20 protein-coding genes are annotated in these 21,069 nt (G+C 38.6%); 15 read left to right on the forward strand and 5 right to left on the reverse strand.

Annotation, left to right across the window (positions count from 1 at the left end; genetic code table 11):
- The first annotated feature begins 71 nt into the window (after nucleotides 1–71).
- From mtnW to ACMX9J_RS16805, 10 genes are all read left to right on the forward strand, one after another.
- The gene (gene mtnW / locus ACMX9J_RS16760) at nucleotides 72–1,316 is read left to right on the forward strand and encodes a 2,3-diketo-5-methylthiopentyl-1-phosphate enolase (protein WP_034263978.1); all 1,245 of its coding nucleotides are present in this window, start codon (nucleotides 72–74) and stop codon (nucleotides 1,314–1,316) included.
- Nucleotides 1,313–1,978, forward strand: a complete 666-nt coding sequence (locus ACMX9J_RS16765) for a 2-hydroxy-3-keto-5-methylthiopentenyl-1-phosphate phosphatase (protein WP_034263976.1) — start codon at nucleotides 1,313–1,315, stop codon at nucleotides 1,976–1,978. The genes mtnW and ACMX9J_RS16765 overlap by 4 nt, the downstream gene beginning before the upstream one ends.
- Nucleotides 1,975–2,613, forward strand: a complete 639-nt coding sequence (locus tag ACMX9J_RS16770) for a methylthioribulose 1-phosphate dehydratase (RefSeq protein WP_028414166.1) — start codon at nucleotides 1,975–1,977, stop codon at nucleotides 2,611–2,613. The genes ACMX9J_RS16765 and ACMX9J_RS16770 overlap by 4 nt, the downstream gene beginning before the upstream one ends.
- Nucleotides 2,614–2,628: 15 nt before the next feature.
- Entirely contained in the window at nucleotides 2,629–3,144 is a 516-nt protein-coding gene (locus ACMX9J_RS16775) for a 1,2-dihydroxy-3-keto-5-methylthiopentene dioxygenase (protein WP_013055961.1), read from the forward strand.
- Between the two features lie 122 nt (nucleotides 3,145–3,266).
- Entirely contained in the window at nucleotides 3,267–4,343 is a 1,077-nt protein-coding gene (locus ACMX9J_RS16780; protein WP_028414165.1) for a sugar ABC transporter substrate-binding protein, read from the forward strand.
- 16 nt (nucleotides 4,344–4,359) lie between these two features.
- Nucleotides 4,360–5,865, forward strand: coding sequence for a sugar ABC transporter ATP-binding protein (locus ACMX9J_RS16785; RefSeq protein WP_028414164.1), 1,506 nt, complete (start codon nucleotides 4,360–4,362; stop codon nucleotides 5,863–5,865).
- Nucleotides 5,862–6,896 (forward strand): ABC transporter permease, encoded by a 1,035-nt coding sequence (locus ACMX9J_RS16790; protein WP_028414163.1) that lies wholly within the window; start codon nucleotides 5,862–5,864, stop codon nucleotides 6,894–6,896. The genes ACMX9J_RS16785 and ACMX9J_RS16790 overlap by 4 nt, the downstream gene beginning before the upstream one ends.
- Before the next feature lie 86 nt (nucleotides 6,897–6,982).
- On the forward strand, nucleotides 6,983–8,323 hold the full coding sequence (locus tag ACMX9J_RS16795) for a CoA-disulfide reductase (protein WP_098112866.1): 1,341 nt from the start codon (nucleotides 6,983–6,985) through the stop codon (nucleotides 8,321–8,323).
- A 127-nt stretch (nucleotides 8,324–8,450) separates the two neighbouring features.
- Nucleotides 8,451–8,591 (forward strand): hypothetical protein, encoded by a 141-nt coding sequence (locus tag ACMX9J_RS16800; protein WP_416226063.1) that lies wholly within the window; start codon nucleotides 8,451–8,453, stop codon nucleotides 8,589–8,591.
- Between the two features lie 277 nt (nucleotides 8,592–8,868).
- Entirely contained in the window at nucleotides 8,869–9,108 is a 240-nt protein-coding gene (locus ACMX9J_RS16805; RefSeq protein ID WP_013082228.1) for an aspartyl-phosphate phosphatase Spo0E family protein, read from the forward strand.
- A 64-nt stretch (nucleotides 9,109–9,172) separates the two neighbouring features.
- Here the strand turns inward: ACMX9J_RS16805 and ACMX9J_RS16810 are convergent, their stop codons facing one another.
- Both ACMX9J_RS16810 and ACMX9J_RS16815 read right to left on the reverse strand, forming a co-directional pair.
- Nucleotides 9,173–9,904: a ZIP family metal transporter gene (locus tag ACMX9J_RS16810; protein WP_028414161.1), complete on the reverse strand. Its 732-nt coding sequence runs from the start codon at nucleotides 9,902–9,904 to the stop codon at nucleotides 9,173–9,175.
- A 156-nt stretch (nucleotides 9,905–10,060) separates the two neighbouring features.
- Nucleotides 10,061–10,828: a DUF4931 domain-containing protein gene (locus ACMX9J_RS16815; protein ID WP_028414160.1), complete on the reverse strand. Its 768-nt coding sequence runs from the start codon at nucleotides 10,826–10,828 to the stop codon at nucleotides 10,061–10,063.
- A 199-nt stretch (nucleotides 10,829–11,027) separates the two neighbouring features.
- Here ACMX9J_RS16815 and ACMX9J_RS16820 point away from each other — a divergent pair, with 199 nt between their 5' ends.
- A complete protein-coding gene (locus ACMX9J_RS16820; protein WP_034268232.1) occupies nucleotides 11,028–11,498 on the forward strand; it encodes a MarR family winged helix-turn-helix transcriptional regulator in 471 nt (156 codons plus the stop codon).
- A gap of 171 nt (nucleotides 11,499–11,669) precedes the next feature.
- Complete coding sequence (locus ACMX9J_RS16825; RefSeq protein ID WP_034268228.1) at nucleotides 11,670–13,364, forward strand: M3 family oligoendopeptidase; 1,695 nt, start codon at nucleotides 11,670–11,672, stop codon at nucleotides 13,362–13,364.
- Nucleotides 13,365–13,444: 80 nt separating this feature from the next.
- Here the strand turns inward: ACMX9J_RS16825 and ACMX9J_RS16830 are convergent, their stop codons facing one another.
- Together ACMX9J_RS16830 and ACMX9J_RS16835 are read right to left on the reverse strand one after the other, a co-directional pair.
- Nucleotides 13,445–13,579: a hypothetical protein gene (locus tag ACMX9J_RS16830; protein WP_014461068.1), complete on the reverse strand. Its 135-nt coding sequence runs from the start codon at nucleotides 13,577–13,579 to the stop codon at nucleotides 13,445–13,447.
- A gap of 134 nt (nucleotides 13,580–13,713) precedes the next feature.
- Entirely contained in the window at nucleotides 13,714–15,297 is a 1,584-nt protein-coding gene (locus tag ACMX9J_RS16835) for a PAS domain S-box protein (RefSeq protein ID WP_098112867.1), read from the reverse strand.
- 340 nt (nucleotides 15,298–15,637) lie between these two features.
- Here ACMX9J_RS16835 and ACMX9J_RS16840 point away from each other — a divergent pair, with 340 nt between their 5' ends.
- Entirely contained in the window at nucleotides 15,638–15,916 is a 279-nt protein-coding gene (locus ACMX9J_RS16840) for a hypothetical protein (protein WP_033578378.1), read from the forward strand.
- 50 nt (nucleotides 15,917–15,966) lie between these two features.
- Here ACMX9J_RS16840 and ACMX9J_RS16845 read toward each other — a convergent pair whose 3' ends face one another.
- Complete coding sequence (locus ACMX9J_RS16845; RefSeq protein WP_098112868.1) at nucleotides 15,967–18,081, reverse strand: ATP-dependent Clp protease ATP-binding subunit; 2,115 nt, start codon at nucleotides 18,079–18,081, stop codon at nucleotides 15,967–15,969.
- A 419-nt stretch (nucleotides 18,082–18,500) separates the two neighbouring features.
- Between ACMX9J_RS16845 and nhaC the strand changes: the two genes are divergently transcribed.
- Together nhaC and ACMX9J_RS16855 are read left to right on the forward strand one after the other, a co-directional pair.
- Nucleotides 18,501–19,883, forward strand: a complete 1,383-nt coding sequence (gene nhaC, locus ACMX9J_RS16850) for a Na+/H+ antiporter NhaC (RefSeq protein WP_154973291.1) — start codon at nucleotides 18,501–18,503, stop codon at nucleotides 19,881–19,883.
- A 293-nt stretch (nucleotides 19,884–20,176) separates the two neighbouring features.
- Nucleotides 20,177–21,058, forward strand: coding sequence for an alpha/beta hydrolase family protein (locus tag ACMX9J_RS16855; RefSeq protein ID WP_028414154.1), 882 nt, complete (start codon nucleotides 20,177–20,179; stop codon nucleotides 21,056–21,058).
- The last annotated feature ends 11 nt before the right edge of the window (nucleotides 21,059–21,069 follow it).

The raw sequence follows: 21,069 nt of genomic DNA on the forward strand, positions 1-21,069 counted from the left end.
AAGCCTCTTCTTAATCACAGAAGAGGTTTTTTTTATTAACGATATTAAACAGCAAGGGAGTTTTTAGCATAATGAGTGAAATCGTTGCAAGCTACTTACTACATGACAATAAAGGAAATTTTCATAAAAAAGCGGAAGGAATTGCTTTAGGACTAACCGTCGGCTCATGGACAGATCTGCCGCTTTTAGATCAACAACAGCTTCAAAAGCATAAAGGGCGCGTCGTATCCGTAACTGAGCTTCAAGACTGCGAACGTGTTAACGGATATTTAGGCGGAGAGGTTAAGCAGGCTATTGTCAAAATTGCTTATCCAACTGCCAACTTTTCAAGAGATTTACCGGCTATTTTAGTTACGGTTTTCGGAAAACTATCACTTGATGGAAAAGTGAAATTATTAGACTTGGATTTTCCTGATGAATTATTAGCTGAATTCCCAGGACCGCGCTTTGGAATAGAAGGTATACGAGAGAAACTAGGCGTTTATGACCGTCCGCTTGTGATGAGTATTTTTAAAGGCGTGATTGGAAGAGACATGACGTACTTAACAACTCAGCTGCGTGAGCAAGCGCTTGGCGGAGTGGATTTGGTTAAAGACGACGAGATTTTGTTTGATAGTGAACGAACACCTTTTGAAACTCGCGTTACAGAAGGAAAAAAAGTACTGAATGAAGTATACGAAAAAACGGGACACCGCACGCTGTATGCTGTTAATTTAACGGGACGAACGTTTGAATTAAAAGAAAAAGCGAGAAAAGCAGCTGAGCTAGGAGCCGATGCTCTTTTATTCAACGTATTTGCTTACGGGTTAGACGTACTGCAGGCACTTCGAGAAGATGATGAAATTAACTTGCCGATTATGGCACACCCAGCTGTTAGCGGAGCGCTTACGCCATCAGAGTTTTACGGTTTTTCAAATTCATTACTGCTTGGAAAACTATTGCGCTTAGCCGGAGCAGATTTCTCACTGTTTCCATCACCATACGGAAGCGTAGCGCTTTCTCTTGAAGATACGACAGGCATTGCCTACGAATTAACGCGTCCTGTGTACAAATATAAGCAGACTTTCCCCGTTCCTTCAGCAGGAATTCATCCTGGAATGGTACCGCAGCTTGTGAAGGACTTTGGAATCGACAGCATTATTAATGCAGGAGGCGGAGTTCACGGTCATCCAGACGGCGCTATCGGAGGAGGAAAAGCATTCCGTGCGGCGATAGATGGAGTACTCTCTCATCAAACACTAGCCGAAAAAGCGGAAGAATCAAAAGAGTTGCAAAAAGCTTTGCAACTATGGGGAACAGTAGAGGTGAAAGCATGACATCGTTAAAAATCTTTTGTGACTTTGATGGAACAATCACAAATAGCGATAACATTATTGCTATTATGAAACAATTTGCTCCTCCGGAGTGGGAAAGTATTAAAGACGACGTGCTAGCACAGCGCGTCTCCATTCAAGAAGGAGTAGGGCAAATGTTTGCCTTGCTTCCCGTGGAATTAAAGGAAGATATTATTTCTTATATTTTAGACACGTCTGCTATTCGAGATGGATTTGATGATTTTATTGCCTATACAAAAGAGCATCATATTCCGCTTTATATTGTAAGCGGAGGAATTGACTTTTTTGTAAAACCGCTTTTGGGAAATCGAGTTGCAGAGGAAATGCTCTACTGCAACGGATCTGATTTTTCCGGTGAGCATATTTCCATTACGTGGCCTCATACATGTGATAAACAGTGCACAAATGACTGCGGCTGCTGTAAGCCAACGATTATTCGCCATCTTGCAGATGAAAGAGATCATACGGTTGTTATTGGCGATTCAATTACAGATTTGCAGGCTGCCAAATTAGCTGACACTGTCATTGCGCGTGACTTTTTAATTAAAAAATGCGAAGAGCTATCTCTACCGTATCGTCCTTTTTCTACTTTTTATGATGTGATTCACCATTTACAAGAATTAACAGAAGAGGTGAAAGCATGAGTATTATGGCTCAGCAAAGATTACACGAGCTTGCAGATATAAAAGATGAGTTGGCAGAGCGCGATTGGTTCTTCGGTACAAGCGGAAACTTAGCGATTAAAGTGGATCAAAATCCGACAACTTTCTTTGTATCAGCAAGTGGAAAAGATAAAAGAAAACGCACAAATGAAGACTTTTTGTTAGTTGATCAATACGGGAAGCCTGCAGAAGAAACGCATTTAAAGCCTTCTGCTGAAACGCTTTTACACGTTAAGATTTACGAGTCAACGAATGCTGGGTGCAGCCTTCATGTACATACAATCGACAACAACGTGATCTCTGAACTGTACGGAGATGAAGGGTTTATTTCATTCAAAGGCCAAGAAATTATTAAGGCACTGGGTATTTGGGAGGAAGATGCGGAAATTACTGTTCCGATTATTCCGAATTACGCGGATATTCCGACACTAGCAGAAGAATTTTCTCACCATATAAAAGGCGATCAAGGCGCGATTTTAATTCGTAACCACGGGATTACGGTATGGGGGAAAAATGCGTTTGAAACAAAAAAAGCGCTAGAAGCCTATGAATTTCTATTTAGCTACCATGTGAAATTACTATCACTTAAAGGCATTAAGCCAAAGGTGCATTTATAAAAGGAGGAAATAAAAATGGCGCAAATTCGCTTACATGTAAATAATAAAAGAATTGAAACTCAAGAGGAAGTATCAGCTTTTCTGGCAAACAATGAAGTTATTTATGAAAACTGGGATATTACAAAACTTCCAGAAAATCTTCGTGAAAAATATGATTTAACTGATGAAGAAAAAACAGAAATTTTAAACGCTTTTGGTGAGGATATTAAAGATATTTCTGAACGCCGCGGCTATAAAGCTCAAGATGTTATCTCGTTATCGGAATCTACACCAAACATTGATGAATTGTTAAAAAACTTTCAGCGCAAGCATATTCATACAGATGACGAAGTTCGCTTTATCGTAAGCGGTCATGGAATCTTTGTTATTCAAGGAAAAGACGGTGAATTTTTTGATGTTGAATTAGAGCCGGGCGATTTAATTTCAGTACCAGAAAACATTCTTCATTACTTTACACTAATGGAAGATCGTAAAGTAGTCGCTGTGCGAATTTTCGTGACAACTGAAGGATGGGTACCTATTTACGCATAACAACTACTTGTAAAGCATAGGTCATGATCACCCCGCTTTTACATCTAAAAGCGGGGTATTCTTTGGATTATTATAAAACTAACTATTTTTATATGAATAATAAGTTTAATAGGAGGAACACCATGAAAAAGAGTAAAAAAATGCTGTGGCCACTTACTTTGCTCGTGCTTCTAGTTTTTGCGCTGGCTGCCTGCACGAAAGAACAGCCAAGTCTAAACGAGAAAGCACAGGCAGCTCCAGCGCAGCAAGCGGCTTCTGCTAAGCCTGTACAGCAAGAAGGAAAAAAGATTACGAAAGATACAAAAATTGCTCTTATTTCTGAATTTACGTCAGGCACTCACGCTGCTCAGTACATAACAGGTGTGACAAAAGCGGCTAAAAAAGCAGGAGTACAGCTATCCGTTTCTGATTCTAATAATGATCAATCTAAAATGGCGGCGTATTTAGATACGGCTATTAACCAAAATGTTGACGGTATTATGATTGACCACGGCCGGGCTGAAACCCTTGAACCTGGCGTGAAGCGCGCGATTGCAAAAGGGATTCCCGTTATTGCAACAGACGTAGAATTAAAAGTAGAAGGCGTTACAACGATTGACCAAGATGATTATATGCTTGCGCTCCAGGGGCTAAAGCAAATGATGCAGGACATTAACGGAAAAGGAAATATTGTATATGCGTTTGTTGGAGGCTTTGCACCGATGGAAAAACGCGACAGCATTTATAAAATTATGATGAATCGCTATCCAGATGTAAAACAAATTGCCACGTTTGGAAGCGCAACAGACAACACCTCTCTAGACACTCAAAATAAAATGGCGGCTGTATTAAAGCAGTATCCAAATAAAGGAGACATTGCAGCCGTTTGGGCACCTTGGGACGAATTTGCAAAAGGAGTCACAAGAGCGATTAAAGAAGCAGGACGAGATGAGATTAAGGTATATGGAGTGGACTTATCTGATGAAGACCTGCAAATGATGCAGGCAAAAAACAGCCCGTGGAAAGCGTCAGCTGCTGTAAACCCAGCTTCAGTAGGAGAAAAGCAGGTTGATCTGCTTCTTAAAAAGATTTCCGGTCAAGAGATCCCTCGTTATTATTCCTTTGATCCGGTTTTAGTCAAACAAACTGACTTGCCTAATCAAACGATTAATATGGACCAGCTTAGTCAGTACGTAGAAGAATGGGGTAAAAAAGAGTAGAAGTGGAGGGACAGACATGACGAACGAGCTTTCAATGAAGAACATTACAAAAAACTTTGGTTCTTTTCAAGCGCTGAACAAAGTTGATTTTACTGTTCAAAAAGGGGAAATTCATGCTTTATTGGGAGCCAATGGTGCCGGTAAAAGTACGTTGATGAAAATATTGTGCGGAGCTTACGACGAGTACGAAGGAAAGATTTACAAAGACGGAGGAGAAATCTCTATTTCTTCTCCTAAAGAAGCGAAGAGCCACGGCATCGGCATTGTACACCAAGAAGTCGATGTAGCGCTGATTCCTTCGCTATCAGTAGCTGAAAACATTGTGTTAGACGTGCAGGTTTCTAAGAAAAGTAAGACATTTGTAAACTGGAAATCTATTTATAAGAAAGCGGAAGAAGCTCTTTCTTTACTTGGTTCTTCTTTATCCGTTAAAAAAAATGTTGTTGATCTAACTCTATCAGAAAAACAGCAGGTGCTTATTGCACGTGCAATTGTACAGAATGTTGATTATTTAATTTTGGATGAACCAACCGCACCTCTTAGTGTGGAAGAGACGAAACAATTGTTTTCTGTGATGAGAGAGCTGAAGAAAAGCGGAGTAGGCATTATTTATATTTCACATCGCCTTCAAGAAGTGGTTGATATTTGCGACCGCTTAACGGTTTTAAAGGACGGACGCTATGTAGCTACAAAAGAAACTTCACATACATCAATTGAAGACGTGATTACGCTCATGTTAGGAACGTCTTCTGTAAAACAGTGGGTCAAAAAATCAGTAGAAGTTGGAAATGAACTTTTACATGTAGAAGCATTATCCCTTCCAGGGCGCCTTTCGAATATCTCTTTTCATGTAAAAGAAGGAGAGGTAGTCGGTATTGCAGGGCTTGTAGGAGCAGGGAAAACGGAGCTTTGCCGAAGTCTATTTGGTTTAGAGCAATATGTCAGCGGCAGCGTTCGGTTAAAAGGCAAGAAACTAAAGTTGAATAAGCAGCCGTATTATTATATTGCACAAGGTCTTTCTCTTGTTCCTGAAGAACGAAGAAAAGAAGGAATTTTTGTTCATGAATCGATTGCCGATAACTTAGTTTTGCCAAGTCTGTCCCGCTTTACAAATTATTCGTTTCTAAAGCGAGGAAAGATCAAAGAAAAAGCGCAGAAAACGACTGGGCAAGTTGGCGTAAAGTCTCATTCTATCGAGCAGTCAGTTGGAACGTTAAGCGGTGGAAATCAGCAGAAAGTAGCAATCGGAAAATGGCTTGTTACGGATTCTGACGTACTGTTGTTCGATGAGCCAACTAAAGGGGTTGATGTGGGCTCTAAGCGAGAGATATTCGACTTAATTACAGGGCTTGTGTCACAGCAAAAAGGCGTTGTTTATGCAACCTGTGAATTCGAGGAGCTGCTAGGGGTAGCGGATCGAATTTATGTTATGTACAACGGGAAAATCGTGAAAGAATTATCCAAAGAAGAAGCAACTAGTGAAAAATTATTTTATTATACAGCAGGAGGAGTAAAAGGATGAGTGCGGAGTATGTAACAGAACCTGTAGCGAAACCAAAGAGAAAAATAAGCGTTTTCGACTTTTTTTACAAATATGGGACAGTCTTAATGATTTTTGTTATTATGATTATTTTTTCCATTGCCACACCTAACTTTTTAACAGGAGAAAACATTAGTGATATTCTGCGCTCTATTTCCATTGTTACCTTAATTGCGCTTGGTGTAACGATATCGTTAACGGTCAACGGACTCGACTTATCTGTAGGATCTACGGCTGGTTTAGCCACTATTTTATCAGCTTCTATGCTCGTTTTACACAGACAAGAAATTGCAGTTGCGATCATTGTTCCGATTATTGCATCGCTTCTCATCGGGTTAGTGAATGCTTTTTTAGTAGTGAAAGTAAAGATTCCTGATATTTTAGCCACGCTTTCAATGATGTTTATCGTACAGGGGATTTTATTAACGTATACAAAAGGCTCAGCTATTTATACCAATATGCCTTTACCAAGCGGAGAAAGAGCTCCGGGAATTTTCATTCCTTCTTTCCTTGCGCTGGGGCAAGGTCACTTTCTAGGTATTCCCGTCCCTGTGATCATTATGCTGCTGACTGTGCTGCTTGTTCATATCGTTTTTTCCTATACAAAGTTTGGTCGTTTTTTCTACGTAACAGGAGGTAACATAGAAGCAGCAAGACTTTCGGGTGTACCAGTTAATCGTTATCGTATGTATGCCTATATGTTTTCAGGTTTGCTTGCTGGAATTGGAGGAGTCGTTTTAGCTGCCCGTATTGGAGTAGGAGAAGTGAACGCAGGCTCACCATTTTTAATGGATGCCGTAGCTGCGACATACATTGGCTTTTCCGTATTTGGAGCAGGGAAACCGAATGTATTCGGGACGCTGATTGGCTCTATTTTAATTGGTGTGCTGTTAAATGGATTAACGATGCTAAATGTTCCGTATTATATGCAAGATATTATTAAAGGAGCTGTATTAGCAGGAGCCTTGGCTTTAACGTATTACCGCTCGAAACAAACATCTACGGCTGTGTAAACAGCCGTTTTTTTTCGTTTGAAATCGGGAAGAATAAGGAAAAACAATAGTATAATCTATTATTTATGTAGAAAGAGGGAGTATAGATGAAACGTGTCGTCATTATAGGAGGAGTAGCCGCCGGAATGAGCGCAGCTTCACAGCTTCGCCGGATGAAAGAAAAAGAAGAAGTGGAAATCCTTGTGTTTGAAAAAGGTGGAGATATTTCTTACAGCGCATGTGGCATGCCTTACTATCTGTCAGGTGTTGTAAAAGAAAAAGACGATTTGATTGCTCGTACGAAACAAGAGTTTGAAGAGCGAAATATCTCCGTCCATCTTTTTCACGAAGTTAAAGAAGTAAACCATACAAAGAAATACATAGTAGCACAAGATGTCAAAACGCACGCTGAAAAAGAGATAACATATGATGAACTCATCATTGCAACTGGAACAACGGCTGTTAAACCTAATTTTATGAGTGATAACATGCCGAATGTATGCACATTAAAGTCATTAGAAGACAGCGAAAGAATCTATACATATCTACAGGCTCACTCCGTAGAAAAAGTCACTATTATTGGTGGAGGATATGTCGGAATGGAAGTAGCTGAAGCAATGAAGGCTTTGGGAAAAGAAGTACGGGTCATTGAACAGGGAAAGCAGATTCTATCTATTTTAGATCAAGACATGGCAGAGCATTTACAAAAGCAGCTAGATGACGATATTTTATTTCATTTCGAAGAAGAAGTGGAAGCATTGCTGCATTCAGATGGTTCCGTCACTCACGTTCAAACAAACCGTCAAACGTACCAAACGGATTTAGTGATTGTAAATGTAGGAGTTCGTCCGAATACGCAATTCTTAGAAAGAAACGGACTAAGAATGCTTGAAAATGGAGCTATTTTAGTAAACGAGAAGTTGGAAACCAACGTGCCTCATATCTACGCAGCGGGAGATTGTGCAACGAGCTATCACCGCGTATTAAAAAAAGACGTTCATATTGCTCTTGGAACCATTGCCAATAAGCAGGGAAGGGTTCTTGGTTACCGATTAGGGGGAGAAAATAGAGAATTTCCGGGTGTTCTAGGTACAAGTATTGTCAAAGTGATGGACTATGAAATTGGAAAAACCGGCATCTCAGAAAGAGAAGCAAGAGAAAATTCTCTTTTATACAAAGCCATCACAGCCGAGGCTCCGAGTCATGCTTCTTACTATCCAGGAGCTGAGAAGATGGTCATAAAACTTGTTTATCATCCTGAAACAAAAGAGATTTTAGGAGTTCAAATGATTGGGAAAGAAGGAGTTGCAAAACGAATCGATGTATTTGCGACAGCTATTACTTGCCGCCTCACAACAGATGAAATAACCATGCTAGATCTTTCATATGCCCCTCCTTTTGCTACGGTATGGGATGCTGTACAAATCGCTGCTCAAAAAGCTGAATAAAAAAGAGGCTGGGACAAAAGTAGTTGAGTCCAAGTAAAAAAAGAACCATTCATCAACCTGTTTGATGAGTGGTTCTTTTTTTTTGTGATGGTGCACATCGTTTTATTTGTTTCGTTCCTTCTAGCAATTGATTGGAGGGCAAGGAGAAGACTCCTGCGGGAAAAGCGGAACAGGTGAGACCCCGCAGCAGGAGCGAAAGCGACGAGGAGGCTCAGCGGCCGCCCGCGGAAAGCGAAGCCTTGCACGGAAATCAATTGCGGTGTCATAAGCAGTCCAGCTCATGTATCTCATTTGTTCGTCTTTCGATTGGATTTATTTCGTTATGTCTCAACCTCTTTTTTATTCGACAAGCAGCATCTTTTGTCGAAAAACAACTTGTAAAAAAAAGATAAACGGTATTCCTATAGTAATGTAAGCGTTTGTAAATTCCGACAAAATAATTTTTTTGCGAAAAAAATGTCTATTATTGCGACTCTATTTACATATTTAGTAGAATTTGTAATAATGCGTTATAAGCTAATTTCTTTGTCATAGGAGAGGATTTTGTGTTTGGAGTGAGAAATAGAACGAAATCAGAGAGATTATTAGTGGAAATCGTCCAAAAAAGACAAAAGATGGTGCAGCTCGGAGAAGAAAAAGGTCTGACTAATGAAGAAACCGTTACCTGTAGTCAAGAGCTTGATCAGCTCTTACTAGTTTATCAAAAGCAGCGTTTAAAAGAAGAGGAAGAAAAGACATCGTTTGCCACACTGATTAGCCGCTTTTTATCTTTTTCAAAGCTGTAATGCAGGACAAGCATTCGGGATCGGGCAGTGAAACAATTACGCTGCCCGTGGCCTCTCTTCAGCTTTAAAAAATGTTTATTAAAAAAATCATAAACAAAATACCAAAAATAAACGAATAAGTAGCAAATCTTTCGTTTCCATCGCCGTGACTTTCCGGAATTAACTCTTTATAAATAATAAAAAGCATGGCTCCGGCAGCAAACGCTAATCCATATGAAACGAGAGACTCCACAAAATTAGTTAAATAAAACCCGAGTAAAGACGTTACAATTTCAACTGATCCTGTAAGGGTAGCAATTAAAAATGCTTTTATTTTACTGATATTTTGCTGAGCTAAAAATAGCGCGACCAACAGTCCTTCAGGTGCATTTTGAAGACCGATTGCAAGGGCAATTAAGTTCCCTGTATTTTCAACATTTGAAGCGTAGCTCACACCAACAGACAGTCCTTCAGGAAGGTTGTGCAACGTAATAGCGGAAACAATTAAAAGTGCTTTTTCATCAAACTGTATGCCGGTTTTAGAATGCTCAAGATCAATGTGAGGAATATTCTGCTCCAAGAGTGTTAATGTTACCACGCCAAGCAGTAAGCCAATCGCTAAGGAAAAAAAACCGCCGCTTTGAAGAGATTCTGGAATTAAGCTCATAGTAGAAGCTGCTGTCATAATGCCTGCAGTGAGCGCAAGAAGTATATCTTTCCAGCGATGAGTGAGTTCTTGATTCAAAAATAGAATAGGCAAAGCGCCTACTCCAGTCGATAGCGCAGAAAGAATGCTTCCAATTAGTACCTCAGTCATAAACCGTCTCCTTTTACGTATTCTTCTTTTTATCCTCAATTCACATCGTTCTTTTAGTGTATGTTTTTTTGTTTTCTATGAGCATGACTATTTTAAAAATGAACAGCTTTATGCAATAATTTTACAAAAAAGTTGAACCAGTGAAGGTTCAACTTTTTAGGTGAAGTACAGCTCCTGAACTTGGTTAGCAATGTGCTCAAGCTTATTGGAAACTTGAGGAATGCCATATCCTACATACAAAGGAGATGTGGCAAAGCGAGGAATGATTTTCGCTGCAATTTTGCCGTTTTTAAGATTATAAAAAAACAAGTTGTAGCTCGTGCAGCTACGATGAAAATGATTTAATAAATAGTGAGCAGCCGTTTGAAGATAATCTGCAAACGTGTGCAGCTCTTTGTCAAGCTGATCTGTTATCACGTTAAATTCAAAAAAGCCCATTCGAGGTTTTACAGATAAATTAAATGTGACGTGTTCATTTTTGGCAATTGTGACTCCTTCAAACTGCTCTAGCTTCACATTTTCATTTACATCCATCTCATTTAAACCAATAATTTGCATATGAGGATGTCGTAATGATCCTCCGGACATGGGGCCGTGGTTTTTAAAGAAAAGAACAGAAGCATATTCTCCGCTGTTCATCATCGATATCCATCGTTCAGTAGCAAAACTCAGCAAGGTATACAGATGTTCTTTTGGATAAATAGATAGTTCTGAAGAACACTCATCGGTCTCAATAATAACCGTCTGATAAGCATCTTGCAGAACGGGAAACTTATTTTTTAGCCAAATGATAGGTCCTTGTTTTTCAATGATGCCTGTAAGAGATTCTACGTCGCAAAAGGGACAGGGGTTTTGCCGGTTAACGATTGTTTCAGGCTTTTGCGAACCAATCGCGGAATTAAATAATAAATGGGTTGGTTTCATAATCATTCACCTTTTTATGTAATGTTCATATGTTTATTGTATTAAAAGCATATGTATAAATCCACTTATATACATTTTTTATCAAAAAAATTGTACAAGCAGAGAGAATAACCGATGAAATAAGCCTGCTTTGATTGACTTTGAAGGGAAATTTTAGTATTATCTTGATATCAAGATAATATCAAAGGAACTGATTAAAATGACGAATGATGTAACTAGAGAAGAGTTAGACCAATCTCTTAAATTATTTATTGTACTATCTCGTGCCAATCGTTCAATTAATGATCATGTGCATAAATTTATTCAACAGCATGGAATGAATCCAACCGAATTTGCTGTCCTAGAGTTATTGTACCACAAAGGCCAGCAGCCTCTTCAGCAAATTGGCGGAAAAATTCTGTTGGCAAGCGGCAGTATTACGTATGTAGTAGACAAGCTTGAGAAAAAAGGCTTCTTGGAGCGCGTTGCTTGTCCGAACGATCGTCGCGTAACCTATGCAGCTATCACCAAGCAAGGCAAGGAAATGATTGAAAGCATGTTTCCGAGTCACGAAAAAAGAATTCATGAAATTTTATCCGTTTTATCTAGCGAAGAAAAGGAAGTTGCCATTTCGATGCTTAAGAAACTAGGGCACTATGCAGATGAATTTTTGCCGGAATCGACTAATTAAGTAAGGAAAGCTCGTTTGTTTCTGTTGAACAAACGAGTTTTTTCTATGACTTCTTTCATGACCAATCGACATAAAAAATAAAAAGTGACAAAAAATTGAAATTAACAGGAATACAGCTGGATAAAAACGAATTAGGTTACATACAGACATATAGAGGAAGGGGAATAAATGATGAAATTTGAGAATTATACATATACGCGACCTGATATGAATGAAATTGAAAAGCAGTTTGAAAAGGCCATTACACATTTTACGGAAGCAGGGTCAGTCAGTCAGCAAAATGAGGCAATTCGTCTAGCAAACGATGCGTATTCTCAGTACAGTACAATGGGGAACATCTGCTATATTCGTCATTCTATCGACACAGCCAATGAATTTTATAAAGAAGAACAAGACTATTTTGATGAAACACAGCCGCTTTTAGAAGGATACGTAGAGAAATTTTACAAAGCCTTAATCTCTTCACCTTTTAAACCGGAACTAGAAGAAAAGTGGGGAAAGCAGCTGTTTTCTCTTGCTGAAATGCAGTTAAAAACGTTCTCTCCTGAAATAGTAAAAGAGCTGCAGGAAGAAAATAAGCTATCATCTCAATATACGAAGCTAGTGGCGTCAGCTAAAATTGTATTTGAAGGAGAAGAAAGAACGTTAGCTCAGCTCGATCCGTTTATGGAGTCATCTGATCGAGAAATGAGAAAAAAAGCAGCAGAAGCGAAGTTTCAATTTTTTACTGATCATGAAGAGGAATTTGATGATATTTACGACAAGCTTGTAAAAGTGCGGACTAAGCTTGCTGAAAAATTAGGCTATAAAAATTTCGTAGAAGTGGGCTATGCTCGTATGTCTAGAATAGGGTACGATGCTGAAATGGTTGCCGCTTTTCGCCAACAAGTGAAAGAGTATATTGTTCCCCTTACTGAAAAACTAAAAAAGCGTCAGCAGGAAAGAATTCAAGTAGAGAGCTTAACTTATTATGATGAACCGTTTCAGTTTGAAACAGGAAACGCAGTGCCAAAAGGTGATGAAAAGTGGATTATTGAAAATGGACGGGTTATGTATAAGGAGCTTTCTAAAGAAACGGACGAATTTTTTTCCTTTATGCTTGAAAATAATTTAATGGATTTAGTCGCTAAAAAGGGCAAAGCAGGCGGAGGCTACTGTACGTTTATTGAAGAATACAAAGCGCCGTTTATTTTTTCAAACTTTAATGGAACATCAGGCGATATTGATGTGTTAACGCATGAAGCAGGGCATGCTTTTCAAGTGTATTCCAGCCGAGATATGGAAACCAATGAGTATCACTGGCCTACGCATGAAGGAGCTGAAATTCATTCGATGAGCATGGAGTATTTTACATGGCCTTGGATGGAGTTGTTCTTTAAAGAAGACAAAGATAAATACCAGTTTTCTCATTTAAGCTCAGGCTTAACTTTCTTGCCTTACGGGGTAGCAGTAGATGAATTTCAGCATGCTGTATACGAACGCCCTGAGATGACGCCTTCGGAACGAAAACAAACGTGGCGAGAAATTGAAAAGAAATATATGCCTTCTAAAAACTATGATGGCCATCATTATCTAGAAAGCGGTGGCTTCTGGCAGCGCCAGCTTCATATTTACACGTCTCCGTTTTATTATATTGATTATACGCTCGCTCAAATTTGTGCATTTCAATTTTGGAAAAAGGATCGAGAAAATCATGAACAAGCATGGCAAGATTACGTTCATTTGTGTAAGCTTGGCGGAAGTAAGCCATTTTTAGAATTAGTAGAGGAAGCGAATTTGATCTCTCCATTCGAAGAGGGCTGCGTGCAGTCTGTAGTAGATGAAATTGAAAACTATTTAAATAGTATTGATGATAAAAAGCTATAAAAACAGGGCTTGAGACATAACAAAATCAATCGAATCTAAAGACGAACAAATGTGAGAAACAATCTAGTATGAATCGCTTGTTACACCGCCGTTGATTTCCGTGCAAGGCTTCGCTTTCCGCGGGCGGCTGGTGAGCCTCCTCGGCGCTTATGCTCCTGCGGGGTCTCACCTATTCCGCTTTTCCCGCAGGAGTCTTCGCCTTGCCCTCCAATCAACAGCTAGAAGCACCTAGATTAAACCTACGCTCACCCTCATAATAAAAAAATCCGAATGAGTTTGATTTTTAATTAAAAAATAAACTCGTTCGGATCTTCCTTCAACTAACATACTTTTGTTCTAGCCTCTTTTTTTAATGGTTCACTCCTTGTTCCCATAAAGGAATCGTAAGGGTAACGCTGGTTCCTTCGCCCACAGTGCTTTTAATTTCAAATGTTCCTTTATGCTGATACAGAATGTTTTTAATCACAACAAGTCCAAGACCGGTGCCTGATGGCTTCGTGGTAAAAAAGGGCTTTTGAATGTGCGTAAGCAAATTTGAGGGAATACCTACTCCTGTATCTTTAATGAAAATAGTAAGGCCTTTAGTATGCTGAGTAACGTTTAAATGGATTTCTCCTCCGCTAGGCATAGCTTCGAGCGCATTTTTTAATAAATTAATGAGTACTTGCTTAATTTGATTGGCATCACAGCAGATGTATGTATGCGGAGCTTCCACCTGCGTTTTAACTACGACGTTTTTTAATACACATTCTGATTCATACAGAAGAATAACGTCATTTAAAATAGTAGAGAATGCATGTTTTTTCATAACCGTATCATGAGGTTTAGCGAGCAATAAAAATTCTCCAACGATTGAGTTAATACGATTCAGTTCACTCAGCATGATGGTTGTATAAGAATGATAGCGGCTGCTGTCTTCATGAATAAGCTGAATAAATCCATTCAGGGAAGTAAGCGGATTTCGAATTTCATGAGCGATGCCCGCTGCCATTTCGCCGGCTAAAGATAATTTATCGGTTTGGCGAAGAAATTTTTCTGTTTCCTTTTCTTCTGTAAGATCGCGTGAAATACCAAAAAGCGCAACGACTTGCTGATCACGATTAAAAATAGGTGAAACAGTAATTTCTACTTCAATTATTTTTCCGTCTTTTCGCTTATCTTGGGTTTCAAAGGCTACCAGCTTTTCTCCTTTTTTAACCCTTTCTAATCGGTTTTCAGCGTCGCCTTTTAAGCTAGCAGGAATAAATGGGATGGCTTTTCCGACAATTTCTTCCGCTTTCCATCCGTATATTTGCTCAAAAGCATCGTTTACTTTAATCACTTTGCCGTCTAGACTGAACACGGAAATGGCGTCGCGATTGTATGTGAAAAAAGATTGTAAATACTCTTGAGCTGAGTAAAGTTCATCTTCGGTTTTGTTCATTTTGACCGTCGTAATAGCAATCAATTTTTTAGAGAAATGAGCACAATACAACAAAATAATCATTGTGATCAGCGTAAACAAAATGAAATAAACGATATCTAATTTCACGAAAGTCACAGATGTAAAAAGAGTGTTGCTTACATAAAAGTACAAAACAATTATTATGGACATTAATGTAGAAGTTACAATAGCGATATAGCTATAGTAAATAAAGCTAACAATTATTCCAAGAAACAAAAACAAATAATTAATAACAGCAGGTTCAATAGATGTTATGTACGCAATATAGGCATAATAGCATATAAAAAAAGAATACATAATGATAGCAGGATGAAAATGAAAGTAATACATAGCCGTCACTACCAATAATAAAATTCCTCCGCTTATAAAAACAATCGGATGAGGATCAGCTGCAATAAAGTGATATAACACAATGTGGACAAAATACAGCAGCCAAAAAATAAGTAAAAGAATAAAATTACGTTTTTTTATGAGGTTGTGTGATTCCATAAAAAATCCCTTTCTTAAATGGTGAATAATTTTATAGGAGAATAACTTCATAGTCAGCTAGTCGCACGATACAGTAATATATCACTCATATTAGCATAGTTACAACTATGTGAATAGCCGAATTGAGCACTTAGACCAAGGAAGATAGATCTAGAATGTGGCTGGTCATAAACTATTAAGGAAATATGAGGGGAATATGAACGAAATGAAGGAGATGTAAAGCTTTTGTGATAACCTTGTAAAAGTGAACTTTTTTCCAATTGGATAGGCTATACTGCAAGTAGAGCCATATGAATGGTGACTACATAGAGGCTCAGATGATTCGAAAGGAGACGGTAAAATGAACAAAAGTTTATTAGTCAAGTTATTTGGATCACTTCTAGCAATTATGTTAATCACAGCATGCAACTCACAAACGGATGAAAAAGATGCAACAGAACAGCAAACCGAACAGTCGGATGATACTCAATCGGAGGATACAACGACAGATGATTCACAGGAAACAATGAAGCAAGACGAAGCAGATGACTCATCTGGGGATGAAGCAGCTGATGATCAAGAAGAATCAACGGATAGTGCGGACGAAAAAACAGATGAAAAAACAGATGAAAGTAAATAAACGAAAGTATTTCTATAAAAAAAGCGACTCAAGTAGAGTCGCTTTTTCTATTAGTTTTGTACGGTGATTTCGCTCGCTTCATTTAACGTTACGTTCACTGATGATACGTCCGCATCATCTAACAGTAAATCTGTAATTCGATCTTCAAGCTGTTCTTGAATTGCTCGGCGGAGTGGTCTAGCACCGAATGCAGGGTGATAGCCAAGTTCAGCCAGTTTTTCTTTTACCTCATCTGCTACGCTCAGCGTGATGTTTTGTTCTTGTAATGTTTCTTTCAATTCAGCAAGCATAAGGTCAACGATTTTAATCAAGTTATCTTTTTCAAGGTGATTAAATTCAATGATTGTATCAAATCGATTTAAAAACTCTGGTTTGAAATAAGATGAAAGTGAATCTAAAACGGATGCCTGCTTAAGCGCATCATTTTCTGCGTCAAACCCAACCGTAATTTTCTTTTCACCTACACCAGCGTTACTTGTCATAATGATAACCGTGTCTTTGAAGCTTACTGTGCGACCTTGACTATCCGTTAGACGTCCATCTTCTAAAATTTGCAAAAACATATGCTGAACGTCTGGATGAGCTTTTTCAATTTCATCTAGTAAGATGATGGAATAAGGGTTACGGCGTACTTTCTCTGTTAATTGTCCTGCCTCTTCGTGACCTACGTAGCCAGGAGGTGAACCGATTAATTTAGACACCGCGTGTTTTTCCATGTATTCACTCATATCTAGACGAACCATTGCATCTTTTGAGCCGAACAGTTCTTCAGCTAATGTTTTGGTTAACTCTGTTTTACCGACACCTGTTGGACCGACAAATAAGAATGAACCAATTGGGCGATGCTTCGCTTTTAATCCAGCGCGAGAACGTCGAATTGCTTTTGCTACTTTTTCGACAGCTTCCTGCTGTCCGATTACTTTTTGAGCTAAGTGCTCTGCTAAATGCTTCATTTTTGCTGATTCATTTTCTTGAAGTTTACCAACAGGGATACCCGTTTTCTTTTCAATAATGGCTTGAATGTCAGCAATATCCACATTCATTTTTTGCTGTTCTTCGTTTAGTTGTTTTTCAAGAGCAGCTTCTTCATCGCGCAGTTTTGCCGCTACTTCATATTTTTCATCCTTTAGCGCCTGCTCTTTTTCTTTTGTAATTTCTTTTAAGCGAGCGGCTGCGTCGTCTTTATTTGTAATGCCTGCCTGTAAGTTCATTTTTGAACCTGCTTCATCTAGCAAGTCAATTGCTTTATCAGGCAAGAAACGATCTTGAATGTAGCGGTGTGATAAATTTACACAAGCGCGGATCGCTTCATCTGTATAGCTAACGCCGTGATAATCTTCATATTTACTTTGAATTCCTTTTAGAATTTCAACGGCTTCTTCTACAGACGGTTCGTGAACCATAACCGGCTGGAAACGTCGTTCAAGAGCCGCATCTTTTTCAATGGAACGGTACTCTTTTAAAGTTGTAGCTCCGACTACTTGAAGTTCACCTCGTGCAAGAGCAGGTTTTAAAATATTGCTTGCGTCCATTGAACCTTCCGCTGAACCTGCTCCTACAAGAAGGTGGATTTCATCGATAAATAAAATCACATTTTTTCGCTGTTGAAGCTCGGAAATTAACTGTTTCATACGCTCTTCAAATTGACCTCGCACGCCCGTATTAGCTACGAGTGATGCTACATCTAACAGATATACATCTTTATTTAGCAGCTTTGCAGGAACTTTTCCTTCCGCAATTTTTAAAGCTAACCCTTCGACTACAGCTGTTTTACCAACACCGGGTTCTCCAATTAGTACCGGGTTGTTTTTGTTTCTTCTATTTAAAATTTCAATGACGCGCTCTACTTCTTCTTCGCGGCCAATAACAGGGTCAATTAATCCCGTTTTCGCAATTTGAGTTAAGTTTCGACCAAATTGATCTAAAAAGCCTCCGCCGCCGTTTCCTTGCTGTGGCTGCTCCGGTGCAGCTTGTTCGTGCGCCATTTGCTTGAATAAATCATCGATGTTCATAAAGCCGCCACCTCCAAAGCCTGATGGGATTTTATGTTCTTTCATTAGTGCTTGATAACATGTATGACATAAACGATATTGAGATTTTTGATTATTTGTTTGTACATTTAATTGAATAGATGCTTCACGTTTATTACAGTTTTGACAAATCATTTAATTAGCCTCCCTAAATGATTTTAATCGAAGATCAGCAGGTGTTTGACCTTTCTTGACCTTTCGTAATCTCATTATACTTTGACCTTTTTTGACTTTCAAGTCTTTTGCTTAAAAATTTTTTGAGGGAAGTTCTTCGCTTATGTACAAAAGGTAGTACATTAAAAAAACGTGTGTTTTGTGTGTACCCGTTTTATATATATAAAAACATTAGAAGCATTTTGTACAATGATTTGCTTAGATAGAGAATAAATATTAATAAGAAGAAAAGTGGAAAAATGAGTGCAGAGCCTGCCGTTGGATAAAATAAGTTATTGACAGCAAGAAGGATAAAAATTATACTCAAGAAGGTTTGCACTTAACTGCGTAAAAGCATAAAAGCGTTTAAGTGAAAAAGAAAGATAGAAAGGGAATACCTCATGAAAAAAGAAATTTCATTTATACAATCAATAGCGGTGGTTTTGGTGCTATTAGCTATTATTTTTGTTTCATTATTTATGTTAAAGCTGCCGCCTCATATTCCGCTAATATTTGGTGTAGCATTTATTAGTGTGATTGGCTTTTTGTTGAAATATAAGTGGACAGAAATGGAGAAAGGCATTTTAGACGGTGTTAGACTTGGCATTAAGCCTATCCTTATTCTAATGCTGATCGGGATGCTCATTGCGATTTGGATGGTAGGAGGAACGATACCGACGATTTTATCCTACGGCTTCCACTGGATTTCACCGCAGTACTTTTTAATTAGTGCTTTGGTTATCACCGTGTTAGTTTCAACATTCACGGGAAGTTCATTAACAACCGTCAGTACGGTAGGAGTCGCTTTATTTGGCGTGGGAACTGCTATTGGTGTACATCCAGGGCTAGCAGCAGGGATGATTGTTTCAGGAGCTGTGTTTGGAGATAAGATGTCTCCATTGTCTGATACAACAAATTTTGCTTCTGGTATCGTTGAAGTACCGCTCCCTAAACATATTCAGCATATTACGTGGACGACGGTTCCAAGTATTGTTATTACAGCAATCATTGCATTGGTAATCGGAATGAACGGAAATCATGAAAGCGTCAATTACGGAGAAATTCAAGGAATTCAAGAAGCATTAAAACATACGTTTAATTTACACGTGTTAACGTTGCTTTCTCCACTCTTAGTTCTTATTTTTTCGATGAGAAGAGTCGATGTATTGCCAACGTTAGTTTTAGGGATTGTAACGGCCATTATTACAGGAATGATTACACAGCATGAATTTACGCTGAGTCAATTGCTAGGGGTTCTTCAAAGCGGGCCAGCAATCGAGTCAGGAAATAAAGTAGTCGATGCGATTGTAAACAAAGGCGGATTACAGTCCATGATGTTTTCTATTTCTCTTATCATGATTGCCTTGTCGCTAGGTGGCTTGATGAGAGCGGTTGGAATTATTGATGCTTTATTAGAAGGATTAGCAAAACAAATCCGCCGCAGCGGAGACGTTATTTTTGCTACGCTTCTATCTTCAATTGGAGTGAACGTTATTACAGGAGAACAGTATTTATCAATTCTTCTGCCTGGGCAAACGTTTAAGCCGCTGTATGAAAAGTGGAACTTAGACCCGAAAAACTTATCACGAACGCTTGAAGACGGTGGAACGGTTATTAATGCTATTATTCCGTGGGGTGTCAGCGGAGCTTTTATTTCAACTGCATTAAATATTCCAGCGGCTGACTATATTCCATTTACATTCTTTAGCATTTTATGTCCGATTTTTTCAATTATTTTAGCATATACAGGCATTGGTATTGCCAAGAAAAAAGCTCAGTCTTAACTGGGCTTTTTTCTTTTTAAAAAAGGACAGGTAAAAAACGACAAAAAAAGTATCATTCCACTTTTCAAATCTATAATTTAATAATACAATTTACTATACGTCTTTCCTGTTCATGTACTTGTATGAATTCTTATTTCTTTATTAATGAAGAAATTTGGGTTTTGCGGTATGATAAATAAGCTGTATTGGCGATGGGATGAATGCCCTTTTTAGCAAACATTTAAGAAGGGTAAAGGCAAATGAAAACACTCATTATAAAAGAGAAAAGATATTTATTGAGGAGAGGGTTTCTGTTGAAAAAATGGGGCATCATTGCATTAATCACTGTAGCTGTGCTCGGTGTGACAGCGGTTTTTAACCGAGCTGAAAGTGATGATGTAAATAAAGAAAAATTGAATTTATTATCGCCTTATTCAAATAAAGTAGATGTATATAGCATTACGTATCCTAGTGATAATTTAAAGATAAAAGGGTTTTTAGTACAGCCTAAAGACATTGCAGACAAACATTATCCGCTTTTAGTATATAATCGCGGAGGAAATCGAGAACATGGCATGATTCGCGCAAAAACACTTCAGTATTTGTCATACTGGGCAAGTAAAGGCTACGTCGTTGTTGCGACTCAATACAGGGGAAATGGCGGAAGTGAAGGAACAGAGACGTACGGCGGTAAAGATATTGACGACGTATTAAATCTTATTAAATGGGGAGAACAGCTTCCTTATGTAAATCACCAGCAAAAGGTAGCGCTAGGATATTCACGCGGCGGTATGATGACGTATTTAACGATGAAAAACGGCGTTAAATTTGATGCTGTTGTCGTACAATCAGGTATTACAGACATGTTTCAATTCTACGACCAAAGAGGGCCTGAAATGAAACAAGTGCTGCGGACAATTGTAGGAGATCCGGCGCAGTATCCAGAGAGGTATAAAACTCGTTCTGTTGTCTACTGGAGCGATAAAGTAAATTCACCTCTTTTAATTTTACAGGGCGATCATGATCGTAAAGTTCACCACACTCAGGCTGAAAAACTTGTGAAACAGCTAGATGAGCAGGGAAAAGAATACAAATATGTACTGTACAAAAATGGAGACCATCCGCTAACTGCTTATTATGATCAATACAACGCGGAAATTGATAAATGGTTTAAAATACATTTAGCTAAGCAGTAAAGAAATTGGAA

Origin of the sequence: Priestia sp. RMT2NF4 (assembly GCF_047872835.1) — a bacterium.
GTDB classification, from domain to species: Bacteria; Bacillota; Bacilli; order Bacillales; family Bacillaceae_H; genus Priestia; species Priestia zanthoxyli.

Coding starts and splice junctions, on each gene's coding strand:
- mtnW (WP_034263978.1), top strand. CDS start 72: ATGAGTGAAATCGTTGCAAGCTACTTACTACATGACAATAAAGGAAAT.
- ACMX9J_RS16765 (WP_034263976.1), top strand. CDS start 1,313: ATGACATCGTTAAAAATCTTTTGTGACTTTGATGGAACAATCACAAAT.
- ACMX9J_RS16770 (WP_028414166.1), top strand. CDS start 1,975: ATGAGTATTATGGCTCAGCAAAGATTACACGAGCTTGCAGATATAAAA.
- ACMX9J_RS16775 (WP_013055961.1), top strand. CDS start 2,629: ATGGCGCAAATTCGCTTACATGTAAATAATAAAAGAATTGAAACTCAA.
- ACMX9J_RS16780 (WP_028414165.1), top strand. CDS start 3,267: ATGAAAAAGAGTAAAAAAATGCTGTGGCCACTTACTTTGCTCGTGCTT.
- ACMX9J_RS16785 (WP_028414164.1), top strand. CDS start 4,360: ATGACGAACGAGCTTTCAATGAAGAACATTACAAAAAACTTTGGTTCT.
- ACMX9J_RS16790 (WP_028414163.1), top strand. CDS start 5,862: ATGAGTGCGGAGTATGTAACAGAACCTGTAGCGAAACCAAAGAGAAAA.
- ACMX9J_RS16795 (WP_098112866.1), top strand. CDS start 6,983: ATGAAACGTGTCGTCATTATAGGAGGAGTAGCCGCCGGAATGAGCGCA.
- ACMX9J_RS16810 (WP_028414161.1), bottom strand. CDS start 9,904: ATGACTGAGGTACTAATTGGAAGCATTCTTTCTGCGCTATCGACTGGA.
- ACMX9J_RS16815 (WP_028414160.1), bottom strand. CDS start 10,828: ATGAAACCAACCCATTTATTATTTAATTCCGCGATTGGTTCGCAAAAG.
- ACMX9J_RS16820 (WP_034268232.1), top strand. CDS start 11,028: ATGACGAATGATGTAACTAGAGAAGAGTTAGACCAATCTCTTAAATTA.
- ACMX9J_RS16825 (WP_034268228.1), top strand. CDS start 11,670: ATGAAATTTGAGAATTATACATATACGCGACCTGATATGAATGAAATT.
- ACMX9J_RS16835 (WP_098112867.1), bottom strand. CDS start 15,297: ATGGAATCACACAACCTCATAAAAAAACGTAATTTTATTCTTTTACTT.
- ACMX9J_RS16840 (WP_033578378.1), top strand. CDS start 15,638: ATGAACAAAAGTTTATTAGTCAAGTTATTTGGATCACTTCTAGCAATT.
- ACMX9J_RS16845 (WP_098112868.1), bottom strand. CDS start 18,081: ATGATTTGTCAAAACTGTAATAAACGTGAAGCATCTATTCAATTAAAT.
- nhaC (WP_154973291.1), top strand. CDS start 18,501: ATGAAAAAAGAAATTTCATTTATACAATCAATAGCGGTGGTTTTGGTG.